We start from the raw sequence: 14,591 nt of genomic DNA on the forward strand, positions 1-14,591 counted from the left end.
TCACGCTTTCTTGTTCATTGATTCTATTATAATTGATCTCCAAAAGTTATTGATATTCAAAAATAGTTAAAAACCTGATATATTTATCAAGATAAAAAAGAGGAGGCGCTCTATGCGCCTCCTCCGTGTTGTCGTTGCTCGTAAATGTTATGGCTGATCGTTCGGGGTTGGTACGGGAACCACTGTATTCGCGGCACTGTCGGTCAGTTGGTTGAGCAGCAGGGTCAGATCGGTATTGGGGTCTATGAACCACATGTTGCCATTCTTGAGCATCTCGACCATCAGTTCGCGCTTGCGCAGCTCAAAGAGTTCGGGGTTCTCGCGCCAGTACTTGCCCTCAATCGCCCGCACCTGGGCATCACGGCTGGCGGCCTCAAGGGCAGCGGCGGTACGGCCCTTCTCACGGGTCAGGGCGACGGTGGCTTCCTGTTCGGCCTGGAAGAGATCATTGGACTGTTCAGCCTCGATCTGCTGACGGCGCTTCTCTTCGGTCTCGATCTGCACCTCTAGGTTGGCCTTCTCGGCCAGCAGTTGGGCGTAGGCTTCGCCGACTTGGATGTCGAGCACCTTGACGGCTTCGAGGCGCACATAGAGTTGCTCCACTGGCGGACGCTGGCCATCACCGGGCGGGGTGGTGAGGAACTGGCGGATGCGATCCGCAAAACTGCCACGATCCGAGAGGGCTTGGTCGAGGGTGAACTGGGTGCTGGCACTCTTCAGCGCATCGTTGATGAAGCCATCAAGGAACGCATTGAGCTGATCATCGCTCACCCCGATCTCACCGTATGCCGCCCGTAGCGCCTCCGGGCTGGTCAAGCGGCTGTAGTCCACCTGGATCTCGATGTCATAGAGTTGCTTGTCGCTACTGGCTACGTTCTGCGAGGCTTGGCGGGTCTGGCGACGCACATTCACCACTGAAATGCTGGTGAAGGGCGCAAAGGGGCGGAAGAAGAGTCCCGGTTCCTGAATACCCTCGACTCGCCCCTGAGTGATGATGATCCCGCGTTCGCCCTCGTCAACCTGCTCGTACTTCATCGTGCTCAGCCCGGCTCCGACGATGGCGAAGATCACCACTAACCCGACCACTAGGCTGGCCCGCGAACCGACACTGCCCCCACGGGGTGCTGCTGGACGTTGTGACATGGTGTAACCTCGTTGTTCTCTTACCTATATGTGATGTCGCACATCCCACACCACTACCATACTATACGTCGCTTTCCCGCGCAATGTTTCACAATTTCTCGCGTTTCTCGCGCAGCGCATAGGGCTGTTCATCCTCGAAGCCCAACGCATCCGAGACGATATAGAGCGGGCGGCCCTTGACTTCATCGTAGATGCGGCCCACATATTCACCGATGATGCCGATAGATACGAGTTGGACTGCACCCAGAAAGAGCACCATGGCCAGGGTGCTGGCTTGCCCATAGAAGGCCGAGTCGGCTGGTTCGCCACTGTAGAGCAGCCGCATGATCACGACCGCGATCAGAAAGGCGAGGCTTAACCCGGCGGTGATGAAGCCGAGGTAGGTGGCCATCTGGAGCGGCAGGTAACTAAAGCTGGTGATCCCGTCCAAGGCAAACTTGAGCATCTTGCGCAGTGGGTATTTGGTGTCTCCGGCTTTGCGGGCGTGGCGCTTGTAGCTCACACCCGCCTGCCGAAACCCGACCCACACCGATAGCCCGCGCATAAAGCGGTGGTGTTCGCGGATGCGCGCCAGTGCATTGACTACCCGCCGATCCATTAGCCGGAAGTCGCCGGTATCCACTGGGATGTTGACGTTGGTGATCTTGACGATCAGGCGGTAGAAGAGTGCCGCCGTAAAGGTCTTGAACCAGGTCTCGCCCTCGCGCTCGCTGCGCACCGCATAGACGACCTCGTAGCCCTCGCGCCACTTGGCGATCAGTTCGGGGATGACCTCCGGCGGATCTTGCAGATCCGAGTCGATTACGACGACGGCTTGCCCCTGGGCGTAGTCGGTGCCGGCGGTGATGGCGAGTTGGTGGCCGAAGTTTTTGGAGAAGTAGACCACTTTGACACGCGGGTCACGGCTGTGGATCTCGCGCATCAGCAGGGGCGAACGATCACGGCTGCCGTCATTCACAAGCACGATCTCAAAGGGTTCGTTGAGTGGCTCAAGCGCGGTACTCACGCGCTGGCAGAACTCCTCAATGAGTTGCTCTTCGTTATAGACTGGTGCGACCACCGAGATGGTGGGTTGCTGGTAGGCCATAGAACCTCGCACTATTGGCTGTGTCTGTCACCCATAGAATACCAGAAATTCAGACTCCTACCCCATCTCTTCCCAGTTTGGTCCGATCTCCACATCTACCCCTAGCGGGACGTGGTGGTGTCGGCCTTCTTGGTCGTGCCATTGCAGGCTATAGGCACCGGCCATCACGTCGCGTACCAGGGTGCTCACCAGCGCCACTTCTTCTTCGGGGGCTTCGAGGATGAGTTCGTCATGCACCTGGAGTAGCAGGCGGGTGCGCAGGTTCTGTTCGCTGAGGGCGCGTGCCATCTTGATCATGGCGATCTTCATGATGTCGGCGGCGGTGCCTTGGATGGGCGCGTTGATCGCCTCGCGCTCGGCGGCGGCGCGGCGTGGCCCCCGGCTCTGCAACTCCGGCATGGCGCGCTGGCGCCCGAAGATGGTCTGGACGACTCCACTGGTGCGGCCCTGTTCCAAGGTGTGGTTGATGTAGTCGCGGATACCGGGGAAGCGCGCAAAGAGGTTGTCAATCAGCGCCTGGGCATCGCTACGCCCTAGTTCGGTGCGTTGGGCGAGGCCAAACGCGCTGATGCCATAGATCACCCCAAAGACGACCGTCTTGGCAATCCGGCGCTGCTCTTTGTCCACCTGATCTATCGCTACCCCGAAGAGTTGCGCGGCGGTGGCGGCGTGGATGTCCTGGCCCTCCTGGAAGGCGCGCACGAGGTTGGGGTCTTTGGTGATGTAGGCCAGCACGCGCAACTCAATCTGCGAGTAGTCGGCGGCGATGAAGCGGTGGCCGGGTGCGGCCACAAAGCCGCGCCGGATTTCACGCCCCTCCTGGGTACGCACGGGGATATTTTGCAGGTTGGGGTCGTTGGAACTGAGCCGCCCGGTGGCCGCACCAACCTGGTTGTAGGTGGTGTGAACCCGCCCGGTGCGCGGGTTGACCAGTGCGGGCAGGGCGTCCACGTAGGTACTCTTCAGCTTCGTGAGCCGCCGATACTCCAGCAGTCGCTCACAGATGCCACTCGTATCGCGTTCGCGCAGCCGCTCCAGTGTGTCGGCGGTGATCGAGTACTTTTTGGTCTTGGCAGTCCGTTCAACGCCCTCGGTCGAGAGGCCGATCTTGCCAAACAGAATATCACTCAGTTGGTCGCTGGAGTTAATATTGAACGGCCCGCCCGCGATCTGATGGATCTCTTGCTCAATCGTGCCAATGCGCGTGCCCATGCGCTGGCCGAGCTGTTCGATATAGGGCTTATCGAGCGCAATCCCGGCCTGTTCCATCTCTACCAGCACGCTAATCAGCGGCAACTCCAAGCGCCGATAGAGATCGTGCAGCTTGGGCAAGGCACTAAGTTGCGGTTCGAGCGCATGCACCAGGCGCAGGGTCATATCGGCATCAGCCGCCGCATAGGGGGTGGCGTGGTCAATCGGCACCTGCGCGAAGCTGATCTGCTTGCTGCCGCGCCCAATCAGATCCTCAATCGGGGTCATCGGTTCGGGCAGCAGCAGTTCGTAGAAGGCCAGATCCTTCAGCCCGGCGCGTTTGCCGAGCAGCGCGGCGGCGATCATGGTATCGAAGGCCAACCCCTGCACCGCAATCCCCACCCCCAGCAAGACCTCAAGATCGAACTTGGCGTTATGGGCATACTTTGGTTTGTTGGGGTCGGCAAAGAAGGGGCCAAGCGCGGCCACCACTTCTTCCACCCCAACCTGCGGGCCAGTGGCATGGCCACACGGCACATAGACGGCGCTGCCGGGGCTGATCGCAATCGAGATTCCGCACATCTCGCTGGCGAAGGGGCGCAAGCCACTCGTCTCGGTATCGAAGGCAAAGCCGGATGCCTGGGTTAATGCCTGGGCCAGATCGGCCAACGCGGCGCTTGTGGTGATCGCCCGATACGCCCCCAGGGCGGTTCGGGGGGGCAACGGAGGGGCCGGAGGCTCATCACCGAAGAGACCGAGTTGGGTGGGGGCGTTGGAGGCGGATAGGTTGGCCGGGAGTTCCACCGCAAAGAGCGGGAGCGGGGTGGAGCTTGGGGTTGGTGGGGCTGGTTCAACCGCGCCTCCCGGCAGCTTCTTCATCAGGCCCGAACTAGCCCCGAACTCAAGTTCTTGGAACAGGCGCACCACCGTAGCGCGGTCATAATCGTGGATAGCAGCGGCGGCGACATCCAACTGCACCGGCGCATCACACACAATCGTGGCCAGTTGCTTGCTGAAGAGCGCCGCCTCGCGCTGGCCATCGAGCGGCTTCTGGTAGCGCTTCGGCACCTCACCGAGGTGATCAAAGAGATTCTCGACCGTCCCGAACTGATTGAGCAGCGTTATCGCGCCCTTCTCACCAATCCCGCGCACACCGGGGATATTATCGGAGGCATCGCCCTTCAGCCCGCGCAGATCGGCCAACTGCTGCGGCCCCAACCCCTGGTAGCGCTCGCGCACCTTGGCTTCATCATAGATCGTGGTGGTGGTCTTCTGGCCATAGGGATTGGCCAGGATCACCCGCACCTGCGCATTCACCAACTGGAGCGCATCGGTATCGCCGGTGAGGATCAACGTCTCCAACCCTTCCGCACTGGCCTGACGGGCGAGCGTGCCGATCACATCATCCGCCTCGAAGCCCTCGGCAGTCGCAATGGGAATATTGAGGGCGCGGCACAACTCCTGGATGCGTGCGAGTTGGGGGGGGAACTCCTCCGGCGTCTCGGCGCGCCCAGCCTTATACTCGGCGTAGAGATCATCGCGGAAGGTACGGCCCACATCAAAGGCGATCACCACGTAGGCGGGCTGCTGCTCCTGGATCATGCTCAGCAAGATCTGGGCAAACCCATAGACCGCGTAGGTCGGTTCGCCGCGTGAAGAGCGCAGATTGGATTCTTTCAGGGCGTGGAAGGCGCGAAAGGCGAGGGCGTGGCCATCAACCAGCACGAGACGATGCGCATGGGACATGAGTCAGCTCCTGCGAGCAACAAGATAGGTCGGGGGGGATCGTGAAGCGGCGCGGTGGTGGAGGGAGATGCGGGCAGGTGGTGGGGACGGCGGGAGTTGAACCCGCACGCCTTGCGGCACATGATCCTAAGTCATGCGCGTCTGCCAATTCCGCCACGTCCCCACTGCTTGCGGAGTATAGCATGGGCTTGGGAGTCGTGCAAGATCGGGTGATGTAACGTTGATACCGCTGGCAAATTTTTATCGAACATTCCTGGGCAACCAACATGCATGCGCACCCAGGCATCCCGTAGGGGCGAAGCATCGCCCGCCAACATGGTTGGGGTTTCCTCCGGCCATCTGGCAGGCGATGCTTCGCCCCTACCGGTTCCCGCCGTCAGGCATTCCGTAGGGGCGAAGCATCGCCTGCCAACCTCGTTCGGGTTCGCCGACCACATGGAGACATGGAGAAGCGATGCTTCGCCCCTGCCGGGAGATATGCTATACTAGCCGCCGTGAGCGCTTTCTACTGGTTAACATTATGGGAATGAGCGATGTCTACCCCAAATCCCGATATTCGCGTCATACCCGATCTTACCTTTATTGTCGCCAACCGCGAGGATCTGGAAAAACCCTACCGGGTGATCGTCGAGAATGACGATGTCACCCCGATGGATTTTGTGGTCATGGTATTGCGCCTCTTCTTCGGTTTGGCGCTGGATGATGCCATGCAGGTGATGTTGGTCGCCCATAACCAGGGGCGGGCGTTGGTCACAACTATGCCCTTTGAAGAGGCTCAGGAACGGGTTTATAGTGCGCACACGGTTGCGCGTGAAGAGGGCTATCCACTCACCTTCTACCTTGAGCCGGATGTCTAAGTTCTTGTTGGTTGTTTATTCGTTCATCCCCCGGAGTGCAAATGAATACCCGGCCACGTATTGCCGCATTACTCCTGCTTGGGCTGTTTGTCCTTGCCGCCTGTACGCCTGCTGCTGCGGTTGCCCCCACACCTTCGCCTGTACCGACTGCTACCACCCCGCCTAGCCCTACTCCCTTGCCGGTCTTTGCGGCTGGTTCGCGGTTAGCTGGGGTTGATGTGGGCGGCCTGACCCGCGAGGCTGCCCGTGAGCAACTCGTCGCGTTGCTCACCGAGCCAGCATCGATCACACTGCAAGCGGGAGATGTGCGTGTGAGCCTTGATCCGTCCGAGATTGGTCTGACGCCCGCCGTGGATGATCTGCTGGCGGCGGCGGAAGCCGGCTTGGGGCGTGAGCAACCGGTGGAAGTGGCGCGCACGGGCGATCTCGATACCGAGGCGCTGCGCACCCAACTGAGCGATCTGGCTGAAGAGGTCGCCGTCCCTGCCGCGATCCACGTCATCTCGGAGACGAAGACCATCTCGCACAGTTTTGGCTATACCCCCGGCATGATCCTCGATGTGGATGCCGCGCTGGCTGAGGTGACGCGCCAATTGCAGCGCGCCGAGCCGCCTAGTACGATCCGCCTGACACTGATCAGTGATCCGACCCCTCCACAGGTGGACGCGGAACGGCTGTTGGCTGAGGTCGAGGCGATGGCCGAGGAGTGGGACGGGGTGATCGGCTTCCACCTCTATGATCTGGCGACGGGCGAGGAGCTACGCTTTCACGATACAACCGTCTTTGCGGGGGCCAGCACGATCAAGGTGGCGATCATGCTGAATGCCTACATCAACCTCAAGCAGTTTACCGAGAAGCAAGAGTTCTGGCTCGGCGAGATGATCAAGTATAGCGATAATATCTCGGCCAACCACTTGCTCTCAGCGGCAGCCGGAGGAACCGGTACCGAGATTGCCTTTACTGGTGCCGAGCAGATGAGCGCTATGTTGGCTGATGACCTCGGTTTAGAGAATCTCTACCTCTATATTCCCTACGAGGCGATAGATTATATTCGCCAAAATAACATCAAATATAAGCGTGGTCCGAAGGACCCGGTGGGCGATCCACCCTATACCGAGACCGGCACCACCTTGCGGGCTACTCCCTATTCGATTGCACAGGTCTATAAGGCGATTGATGCCTGCGCCAATGATGAAGGCGTGTTGCTAGAGAAGTTCGACCTGCTCACGCCGGAGCGTTGCCAGGAGATGCTCGACCGCCTCGCCACCAACGCCGATAAGACTCGCATGGTGGCCGGGGTACCGCGTGGCACGCGGGTTGAACATAAGAGTGGCTGGATCGAGGATATGCAGGCCGATGCTGGGATTGTACGCACGCCCGCTGGCGATTATGTGCTGGCGGTCTATGTCTATAAAAAGCTGACCGGCGATGCCTACATGTGGCCCGATGAGATGATGGCCCCCGTAGTGGCGGCCTTCTCGCGGTTGGCCTACACGGCCTACAACCCGATCCTCCTCGATCCTGACACGCTGGACACCCCGGCGGATTAACGTATCCATCGGGGGCACCGTAGAGACGCAAAATCTTGCGTCTCTACGGTTACGCAAAATCTTGCGTCTCTACGGTTACGCCCACCCGACTAATAACGCCATTGCCCGTCGGCTCATCACATCGAACGATGCGGCCATAAACGCGGGAATATTCACCGTCCCCATCAGACTCAGTTCATCCAGCAGGGTGCTCTCCTCATCCAAAAAGCGCAACACCCGCTGGGCTTGGTTGCGGCGGAAGAGTTGCTGGAAGAAGGTCTTCCCGCGCTCGCGCCGGTTGTCGAGCACATTCAGCAAGACACTATCCATCAAGGCGTGGCGACTAACCCCTAGATCAGTATAGAAGGGTTGCTCGGTAGCGCACAGTTGGCGCACAATCCGCTGCGATTGACGCTGAATGCGCTGGAAGGTGTAGCCTGTCGAGGCTTTGGTCATGCCGCCCGCTGTCCCGATATTCATGATGTGCGGGCTGAGGCGCATACTGAAGGGCGCGTCAGTCATGGGGATCACCCCATATTCGACATGCTCGATGGCGTAGTGTTCCACCCCCAGCCACTCACGGATGTAGTGGCGCAATCCCGCATCGTAGACCTCTTGGGGTAGCACCCCAGGTGAAAAGTAGGTATCCTCGATCAAGGCGGTGTGGGTATCGTAGGGCAACACGTAGACAAAGCGCACATCATCGCCTTGCTCAACCCGAAAATCCATAAACGTGGCTGCTTCGGGGTCAAAGACGGGGCTATCGGTACGGATCACCCAACCCTTAAAGTGTTGGAGCCACGCGGAATGGCCGGGTGGGGTCGGCGCGAGGGTGGCGATACTGTTGAAGCCCCAGCGTCCGTGGAAGATCTGGCCATCAACCTGCACATGCATCCCCCCGTCCGGGTCTTCGCGTAGCGCCTCAACCCGTCCGTGGAGGCGAGTGACGGTGGGGCGTTGGGCTAAGTGATCATCCATAAAGCGGTAGAAATCGCCGCCCTGGATGAGTTTGTAGGTATAGGGCGCAATCGCCAAGCGCCGTGAACCCGTATCGCCGTGGAACCAGAGGTAGGGCCAGCGTTTCGCCACCACCGCCTCAAATGGCCCCGGCTCCGTCTCCCAGAAACACCAAGTACGGTCATTCTGTTCCTTCCGTACCTGATCGATCAGCAGCACCCGCCGATCACCTAACCCAGCCAGATCGAGATGGTAAACGAGGCTCAGCCCTGCGGCACCGCCCCCGGCGATAATGTAGTCGAAATGGGTATTCATGCGCAATCCATATTAAAACAAGCTACTGAAGATGGCCGAGATGATGAACATCAGCAGGAAGAATACCACGATCACCCCGACAATGGCACCCAAGATGTTTATGGGCGAGGTCTCATTCAGTGGGCGCACCGGGTCGCCATTGAGCACCTGACGTACTGCACCTACAACCGCCTTGAGGGCATCTTCTTCATCATGCCACACATTGGCCCCGACCCAATCCCAACCCGTGGCCGGTTTGGGGATCAGGAGTTTGTGGGCTGGGCTGGCGGCAACGGCTTGCGCTACCTCGCTATTGCCCGCTTGGGCCAAGGCGGCTTGCCAGGGAGCGATGATCAGCCCGACCTCGGCGAGTTGGGCGGTTACGCCGCGTGGATCTGGGATGGCATTCAGTGTCGCGCTGGCGACTGGGGTCAGCCCAATGGTCATGAGGTTCAGGCTCGGTAATTCATGCCCCAGGCGTTCGCGCAGTGCGCGCCCAAAGTGGCCGTCGTCCATATCGAGGATCATCACCCGCAGTGTCGCTTCACGCTGGGCTTGCATGGAACTGCGGCGTTGGCCCTCGGCACGCAGGATCATGCCGTGGTAGAGGAGTACCCCACTGGCGATTAGGCTGAAGGCCACCGCATGGGCAATACTGGTTCCCAAGCCTGATGGGGTTGGTTCACCCAGAATGAGGCGCAGGATCTGATAGACAATATAGATCAGACTGCTCAAGATCGTGAGCGTGGCAATGAAGAGGAAGCCATACAGATAGATTCGCCGCACCAGTGAACCGCGCTCGCCATCGCCGACCTCTCCATCCACCTCAGCCAAGCCCTGCGCCCGCCGCCAGATGATGATCCAGACTGGCAGACCGGCGATCAGCGCGGCTAACGACCAAGCAACCTGCTCACGCAGCGGATCGCCAAACGCACTCCCACTGATCGCCCGGATCACCACACTAATCAGCCCGGTCATACCAGAGAGGCTGGCGCTCAGCCCAATGCTCGCCACGAGGTACCAGGAGAGACGGCGCACCCCGGCCTGTTGGGGCACCTCGCGGATGTGGGTCATGTCGGCGCGCAGCACGCGGGCGTGGTAGACCCAGACCAGAATCCCGGTTAGACTCACACTCAGCGCATCACGGATGTCACCCTCAGGATTCAGGCCCAAGAGGGTTTGTAACATGCCGTTGAGGATGAGGCTGGCACTGCCAATCGTTGCCAGGGCACTCAAGAAGATCGCGGCATGGAGGTAGAACTTGCGCAGTGCCGACTCGTGTTCTTCGATCTTGCCACTGGCAAAGCGTTGTTGGGCTGCATACCAGAAGAGAACCCAGAGCGGCAGACCCAGCAGCAGCGAGGCAATCGGAGCAATTAGCGTGATCCGCCCCACCGCGAACATATCTGCATCGGTCTGGAGCATAAACCAGTGTAGCAACGACGCCAGTGATTCGCTGGTGAGCACGAGGCCAATCGTGGCGAAGATGAAGAGGTAGATGCGCTGCATGAGGGCCGCATAGCCCACCATCGGCACCCGCGCCGCATCAGCCTGGGCGACTTGGCGCAAATAGAACCAGATCGCCCCTAGCACCAACAACGCCACCAAACGCCCCATAATCCCCTGGAATGGCGAGGTCTCAATATAGCGTAGAGCACCATACCAACGCCCTTGCGGGTCAAGCAGCATTCCGAGTAAGCCTTGGAACAGGTTGAAGAGATTACTTGCTGCCGGTGCGAGCAGCGCGGTCATATTCCCATAGAGAAAGAAGCGCCGCAACGCCGCGCCGCGCTCTTCAGGATCAGCCGCCGCCAAGCGTTGCGCCCACAGCCAGTGGATGAGGAAGATCGGCAGTCCGATCACCAACACCGCTACCTGAAATGCGACCCCTTCGGTCGAGAGATCGCCCCACACTCCTAGCACATTGCGCAGTAACGCGATCACCGCCCAGGCAATCGCATGCAGGCTGATCGTCGTTACGAGTAAAATATACCAGCGTCGGATGTTACTCATGGTGCTCCATCCTTAGATTTGCATGAACAGGCGGCTTGCCGCACTGGAGTTTGGGGCTATGTCCCAAACCCATGGTTGTGCTGGTGTGGTTGGCCGCAAAGCGGCCAACCACACCAGCACAACCCTCTTTTTCGTGGGGATTTGCGGCCCCCACACCCCCGCTACGGGCGTAGCTTGCGGTGTATAGGGGCGCGTCACGACGCGCCCCTACTTGCACGGGCGACCATCATTCCAACAGTGAACCCAATAGGATTCGCCGGTTGCCAACTTCCACGTGGCCCCACTCTGGCGCAGGGTTAGTTCAAAAGATTGGCTATAGGGGCGCGTACTGAATGGCCCACTCTGATAAAAATGGGTCTCGGTGAGGGTGATAACAGCCCGGTCGCCATTGATACGTTCCTCCTCGATGGTTATTGAGGAACGATCCGTATCTTCAAACTGCCAACGGTAGAGGCTAATATCGGCCACAAAGTCATCCACATCGGGCGGATAGCCCTTCAGATCGGGCGAGAGGTAGCTATAGGCGCGCTCGTAGTCATGCTGCTTGAGCGCATAGATATAGTTGTAGGCCATACTCCCCGGTGTCGCCTCGTCCATATACCCCTGGGGTTGGCGGGTCAGAGCCAGTGCAAGGGCAATGATGACCAACACCACCACTCCGACAATGATCGCCAGTAGAAAGCGGTCTATCTTTTTCATGGGATGGCTCCTGTGCTAAATCTAGATGGGGCTATGCCCCATACCCCTTTTTTGGTAGATATTTGGCGTCGCAGCCGCCCCCGAACCCCCACTGGAGGTGAACTTTACCTTGGGAGACACTACTAAGGCCATTATACCGCGCTGCACTATGGTATGATGAGTAGACCAACGCGCTTTTGTGATTGCAACCCTATGAGTATGATGCGACATATGCGACCGACAGGGCGACTCATCTGCTGTACGGTCTACCTCTTTCTTCTCCTCCTCCCATTGTTTGCTGTGCCCAGAGCCGAGGCCCAAGCCGAAGGGCCGATCTACCATGTGACGCTCGAAGGCGTGATTAGCCGCCACACCGTGGCCTATGTGCGCCGCGCCATTCAGACCGCCGAGGCATCCCAAGCCAACGCGCTGATTATCGAGGTGAGTAGCGAGGGGGCGGTGCTGCGTGATCTGCGCGGGTTGGCAGCGGATGTGGCTAATGCCCAGGTTCCGATAGTGGTCTATATTGCACCGGGGGGGACAGATGCAGGCGCGGCGGGATCGTGGTTACTCAGTGCGGCCCACTTGGCGGCGATGGCTCCCGATACCAGTTTCGGTGTTGCCAGCCCCCTCGCCGAACCGATCAGCCAGGTCTCGGATCAGGTACGCGAGCGCTTTTTGAATGAAGTCACGACCCAAATTGCTACCTGGAACCGCGAGCGGGGCCGCAATGAGGCATGGGCCGAGCGCGCCGCCCGCGAAGGCGTCGTCTTCAATAATGCCCAAGCCGCAGCGCTCATCCCACCCGCAGTGGATCTGGTGGTGCGCGACACGGACGATCTGCTTACCTCATTAGAGGGGCGCAGTGTCACGCTTGCCGATGGCAGCCAGGTCATCTTGCGCACGCTGGGCCGCAGTAGCCAGCCGATTGATCCCAATCTGTGGGAAGCCATCCTCCTCATCGTAGCCGACCCCACCATCGCCTTTCTACTCCTCGTCATGGCCGGGATCGCCATCTATGCCGAATTTGCCACACCGACCCTGGGGGTCTTGTCGGGGATTGGGGCGGTGCTCTTGATCGCCAGCCTGATCGGCCTCTTTGCGTTGCCCGTCAATTGGATCAGCCTGATCGGCCTCGTATTCGCTTTTGGTCTGGTGTCCGCTGATCTCTTTACGCCTTCACATGGAGCACTCACCGTGGTTGGCCTAATTACCCTCGTTCTCAGTGCGTTTACGCTCTTTGATGCTGCCCAAGCCCCTGGTGTTGCCGTGGCCTTCTGGGCGATACTGTTGGTGGCTCTGTTGATTGCTGTCTTTGCCGCAATGGGCCTCTACCTCGTGCTGCGTGTGCGTAACCAGCCGGTTACCACCGGCCAAGAGGGGCTGATCGGGCGTTTGGCTGAGGTGCGCAAGCGCCTCGCCCCCGAAGGAATGGTCTTTGTGGAAGGTGCCCTCTGGCGCGCCGTGTGTGAAGAGGGCGAAGCCGAAGTGGGCGAATATGTACGAGTGACTGCCGTGTATGAACTGCGGCTGACGGTGCGCCGTGTTGAGGCACCCGAAGCCAGCAGATAAGGAGGTTCCTGATGGGTCCTGCGATCTTTCTTTCCTGTTTGGCACTGCTCGCCTTTATCGTGTTGATGGTGTTACTCTCGGCAATCAAGATTGTGCCCGAATATGAGCGCGGCGTGATCTTTCGCCTCGGACGCCTTATCGGTGCCCGTGGCCCTGGCCTCTTCTTGGTCATCCCAATCTTTGAGCGCATGGTACGGATTGATACCCGCGTCATCACCATGGACGTACCAGTTCAGGAGGTGATCACCCTTGATAACGTGACGATCAAGGTCAATGCGGTGCTCTACTTTCAGGTGATCAACCCCAACTGGGCCGTCACCAAAGTGATGGATTATATCCGTGCTACGATGCAGATCTCCCAGACAACGTTGCGGAGTGTGGTTGGACAGATGGAACTTGATGAACTCCTGGCGCAGCGCGAGAAGATTAACCAGAAACTCCAGCAGATCATTGACGAACAGACCGAACCGTGGGGCATCAAGGTCACGATTGTTGAGGTGAAGGATGTTGAGTTGCCCCAGAACATGCAGCGTGCGATGGCCAAGCAGGCCGAGGCTGAACGCGAGAAGCGCGCTAAACTGATCCACGCCGAGGGTGAGTTTCAGGCGTCGCGGGCTTTGGCTGCGGCTGCCGACATCATCGCAAAGGAGCCGGTTACGTTGCAGTTGCGCTACCTACAAACCCTGACTGAGATCGCGGTCGAAAAGAATAGTACGATCATCTTCCCGCTGCCGATAGACACGATTCGTCCCTTCGTGGATGCGGTCAGTCGGGGCGAGAAACCAACCCCAGAATCGCCTCAGAGCGAGCCGACGCGGCGCTTGGATTAGGTAAGATGTGGTGTGGCGGCGTAGCCGCCACACCGTTTTTGTTGTTTTTTGGCGGCGTAGCCGCCAAAAAACAACAAAAAAAGATCTTCGGGGGCGGCATAGCCGCCCCCGAACCCCCACCTACCCATTCACTGTCCGCGAAATTGGTGGTTGCAAGAGGTGGCGTACTATCGTTACCAGATCATCCATAAAAAAAGGTTTGGTAACATACGCATCAATGTGCAAATCATGTATTTTGTGGCGTAGTTCAGAAGAATCGTAGGCGGTAACCAATAAGACCCGTGGCGAAAAACCACGCGCTCGTATGGTTTCTATGAGTTGCACCCCGTTCATTCCCCGCAGGTTATAGTCAGTCAATAGCACATCGAAGGGGTGTTCTTCCCAAAACTGGAGACCCTCTTCAGCACTCAGAACTGAGACAAACTCATAGGGAACACCTAGTTCCAGCAGTGCCATCTCGATGATTCGTCCAATGTGGCTGTCATCTTCGATCAGCAGGATGCGGGTGATATGGCCGTTATGCGGTGATGCGTCCATATCGTACTCCAAGCACTTGTGGTGACGCTGATAGGCCGATTAACCCATTCATGGAGATGGGCGTACATCATACCACTCTCATGGTACGGATCGCAAGTCACAAAATTGTCATCTTTGACAGCCAATAAAGCCGATTCTATAATGAAATGTGCGCCTG

The 14,591-nt window shown here is 58.8% G+C and carries 11 protein-coding genes and 1 tRNA gene; 4 read left to right on the forward strand and 8 right to left on the reverse strand.

What is annotated here, in order from left to right:
• Positions 1-147 precede the first annotated feature (147 nt).
• The 4 genes from EKD03_RS09190 to EKD03_RS09205 all read right to left on the reverse strand — a co-directional run bounded on the left by EKD03_RS09190 (position 148) and on the right by EKD03_RS09205 (position 5,330).
• Complete coding sequence (locus EKD03_RS09190) at positions 148-1,143, reverse strand: SPFH domain-containing protein (RefSeq protein ID WP_129629831.1); 996 nt, start codon at positions 1,141-1,143, stop codon at positions 148-150.
• Positions 1,144-1,231: 88 nt separating this feature from the next.
• Positions 1,232-2,230: a glycosyltransferase family 2 protein gene (locus EKD03_RS09195; RefSeq protein ID WP_129629833.1), complete on the reverse strand. Its 999-nt coding sequence runs from the start codon at positions 2,228-2,230 to the stop codon at positions 1,232-1,234.
• Between the two features lie 57 nt (positions 2,231-2,287).
• The gene (gene polA, locus EKD03_RS09200; RefSeq protein ID WP_129629835.1) at positions 2,288-5,167 is read right to left on the reverse strand and encodes a DNA polymerase I; all 2,880 of its coding nucleotides are present in this window, start codon (positions 5,165-5,167) and stop codon (positions 2,288-2,290) included.
• Positions 5,168-5,245: 78 nt separating this feature from the next.
• Positions 5,246-5,330: transfer RNA gene (locus tag EKD03_RS09205), tRNA-Leu, on the reverse strand.
• A gap of 370 nt (positions 5,331-5,700) precedes the next feature.
• On the opposite strand from EKD03_RS09205, the gene EKD03_RS09210 reads away from it, so the two are divergent.
• A complete protein-coding gene (locus EKD03_RS09210) occupies positions 5,701-6,024 on the forward strand; it encodes an ATP-dependent Clp protease adaptor ClpS (protein ID WP_129629837.1) in 324 nt (107 codons plus the stop codon).
• 41 nt (positions 6,025-6,065) lie between these two features.
• A complete protein-coding gene (locus EKD03_RS09215) occupies positions 6,066-7,574 on the forward strand; it encodes a serine hydrolase (RefSeq protein WP_129629839.1) in 1,509 nt (502 codons plus the stop codon).
• A 75-nt stretch (positions 7,575-7,649) separates the two neighbouring features.
• Here EKD03_RS09215 and EKD03_RS09220 read toward each other — a convergent pair whose 3' ends face one another.
• From EKD03_RS09220 to EKD03_RS09230, 3 genes are all read right to left on the reverse strand, one after another.
• On the reverse strand, positions 7,650-8,825 hold the full coding sequence (locus EKD03_RS09220) for a lycopene cyclase family protein (protein WP_129629841.1): 1,176 nt from the start codon (positions 8,823-8,825) through the stop codon (positions 7,650-7,652).
• A gap of 12 nt (positions 8,826-8,837) precedes the next feature.
• Positions 8,838-10,817, reverse strand: a complete 1,980-nt coding sequence (locus EKD03_RS09225) for a DUF5671 domain-containing protein (RefSeq protein ID WP_129629843.1) — start codon at positions 10,815-10,817, stop codon at positions 8,838-8,840.
• Between the two features lie 207 nt (positions 10,818-11,024).
• On the reverse strand, positions 11,025-11,516 hold the full coding sequence (locus EKD03_RS09230) for a nuclear transport factor 2 family protein (RefSeq protein WP_129629845.1): 492 nt from the start codon (positions 11,514-11,516) through the stop codon (positions 11,025-11,027).
• Positions 11,517-11,726: 210 nt separating this feature from the next.
• Between EKD03_RS09230 and EKD03_RS09235 the strand changes: the two genes are divergently transcribed.
• On the forward strand, positions 11,727-13,067 hold the full coding sequence (locus EKD03_RS09235; protein ID WP_238613459.1) for an NfeD family protein: 1,341 nt from the start codon (positions 11,727-11,729) through the stop codon (positions 13,065-13,067).
• Between the two features lie 11 nt (positions 13,068-13,078).
• Positions 13,079-13,897 (forward strand): slipin family protein, encoded by an 819-nt coding sequence (locus EKD03_RS09240; RefSeq protein ID WP_129629849.1) that lies wholly within the window; start codon positions 13,079-13,081, stop codon positions 13,895-13,897.
• A gap of 120 nt (positions 13,898-14,017) precedes the next feature.
• Here EKD03_RS09240 and EKD03_RS09245 read toward each other — a convergent pair whose 3' ends face one another.
• Positions 14,018-14,434: a response regulator gene (locus EKD03_RS09245; RefSeq protein WP_129629850.1), complete on the reverse strand. Its 417-nt coding sequence runs from the start codon at positions 14,432-14,434 to the stop codon at positions 14,018-14,020.
• Positions 14,435-14,591: the final 157 nt, after the last annotated feature.

Origin of the sequence: Candidatus Oscillochloris fontis, assembly GCF_004138135.1 — a bacterium.
GTDB lineage: Bacteria > Chloroflexota > Chloroflexia > Chloroflexales > Chloroflexaceae > Oscillochloris > Oscillochloris fontis.

Coding starts and splice junctions, on each gene's coding strand:
- EKD03_RS09240 (WP_129629849.1), top strand. CDS start 13,079: ATGGGTCCTGCGATCTTTCTTTCCTGTTTGGCACTGCTCGCCTTTATC.
- EKD03_RS09225 (WP_129629843.1), bottom strand. CDS start 10,817: ATGAGTAACATCCGACGCTGGTATATTTTACTCGTAACGACGATCAGC.
- EKD03_RS09235 (WP_238613459.1), top strand. CDS start 11,727: ATGCGACCGACAGGGCGACTCATCTGCTGTACGGTCTACCTCTTTCTT.
- EKD03_RS09245 (WP_129629850.1), bottom strand. CDS start 14,434: ATGGACGCATCACCGCATAACGGCCATATCACCCGCATCCTGCTGATC.
- EKD03_RS09195 (WP_129629833.1), bottom strand. CDS start 2,230: ATGGCCTACCAGCAACCCACCATCTCGGTGGTCGCACCAGTCTATAAC.
- EKD03_RS09210 (WP_129629837.1), top strand. CDS start 5,701: ATGTCTACCCCAAATCCCGATATTCGCGTCATACCCGATCTTACCTTT.
- polA (WP_129629835.1), bottom strand. CDS start 5,167: ATGTCCCATGCGCATCGTCTCGTGCTGGTTGATGGCCACGCCCTCGCC.
- EKD03_RS09190 (WP_129629831.1), bottom strand. CDS start 1,143: ATGTCACAACGTCCAGCAGCACCCCGTGGGGGCAGTGTCGGTTCGCGG.
- EKD03_RS09230 (WP_129629845.1), bottom strand. CDS start 11,516: ATGAAAAAGATAGACCGCTTTCTACTGGCGATCATTGTCGGAGTGGTG.
- EKD03_RS09215 (WP_129629839.1), top strand. CDS start 6,066: ATGAATACCCGGCCACGTATTGCCGCATTACTCCTGCTTGGGCTGTTT.
- EKD03_RS09220 (WP_129629841.1), bottom strand. CDS start 8,825: ATGAATACCCATTTCGACTACATTATCGCCGGGGGCGGTGCCGCAGGG.